The organism is Nocardiopsis sp. TNDT3, from assembly GCF_003427465.1.
Taxonomy (GTDB): Bacteria; Actinomycetota; Actinomycetes; order Streptosporangiales; family Streptosporangiaceae; genus Nocardiopsis; species Nocardiopsis dassonvillei.
Window position 1 is genome coordinate 1 of sequence record NZ_QPFC01001305.1, and the last position, 1,280, is coordinate 1,280.

At 72.0% G+C, this 1,280-nt stretch carries 1 protein-coding gene; it reads right to left on the reverse strand.

Annotation, left to right across the window (positions count from 1 at the left end; translation table 11 throughout):
- A partial coding sequence (locus tag DQW06_RS29335) for an RICIN domain-containing protein (RefSeq protein WP_232833181.1) occupies positions 1-1,260 on the reverse strand: 1,260 nt, incomplete at its 3' end.
- Between the last annotated feature and the right edge of the window lie 20 nt (positions 1,261-1,280).

Genomic DNA, 1,280 nt, shown 5'->3' on the forward strand with positions numbered 1-1,280 from the left:
CGGGTAGTCGCTGCCGATCCGCCCGTTGCGGTTGGCCATGCGGAAGGCCGCGTAGCCGGTTCCGGTCCCGGCGCCCTCGGCGTCCACCCGGTCCACCGTGGCGTTGACGGTGTTGTTGAGCAGCAGGCCCGAGTAGCCGGTGTCGCGGGCCGTGACGGTGCCGATGTCCAGGCCGTCCACGCTGTAGGTCTCCACGCCGTGGTTGTCGGTGCCCGACACGTACACGTCGTCGATGCTGATGTCGCGCGTGGTGCGGTTGGCGTCGCTGCCCCGGCTGTCGATGCGCATGCCCAGGCCGCTGGACAGGCGCAGGTCGATCTGGCCGAAGTGGACGTTCTGCGAGCCGCGCACGAAGACGCCGAAGTACGGCGAGCCGGTCACGGACAGGTGGGGGACGGAGACGTTCTGGGCGTTGCGGATCCGGACGGCGGCGTGGTCGGCGCCCACCGACCCGGACACGTGGATGGTGCCGCATACCTCCAGTGAGGTGTGGCTGGGCAGGTCGAGCGAGGTGTTGGCGGGCATGGAACCGGATCCGCGCACCACCACGCGCTGCTGGGAGGTGCGGCCGGAGTCGAGGCTGCCGACGGCCGCGCGCATGGCGGCGAGCATGTCGCCGCCGGTGTAGACGGTGCTGCCGCCGTTGCGGGCGGTCCAGGTGGAGCCGTTCCGCACCGCTTCGGCGTGGTGGGAGCCGCTGCCGCAGTCGCCGTCTCCCCCACCGCCGGTGTCGTCCACGCGGACCAGGTCCCAGACCTGGTTGGCTCCGCCGAGGGAGTCGTACTGCGACAGGCGGTCGCCCGGGGTGGTGCTCCACTCCCAGACCTCCAGGGCCTTGCCGCTGAGGCGGTTGATCAGCTGGACGCCGCCGCCGGTGTCCACGGGGCGCCACTGCTGGTTGGCGTTGCCGAGATCGGTGAACTGGCGGATCTCGGCGCCGTTGGCGGTGGAGTGCTCCCAGACGTCGACGGCCTTACCGCTGTGGCGGTTGACGAGGCGGTAGTAGCCGTCGCCGGAGGGGACGAAGCGGAACTGCTGCCAGGGGCGGTCGGTGCGTTCCCACTGGATGATCCGCGCGCCGTCCTGGGTTCCGGCGCTCTCGACGTCGGCGACCAGGCCGCTGTGCTGGTTGCGCAGGACGTAGTAGGCGCCGGTGTCGATGTCGGCGGCCCGGGCGGGGGTGACGGCGGCGGCGGAGAGGCCGCTCGCGCAGAGGACGACGGCCAGGGCGGAGTACAGGAGCCGCCGCAGGCGCGACAGGCGCGAGAGCTGTCTGCGGG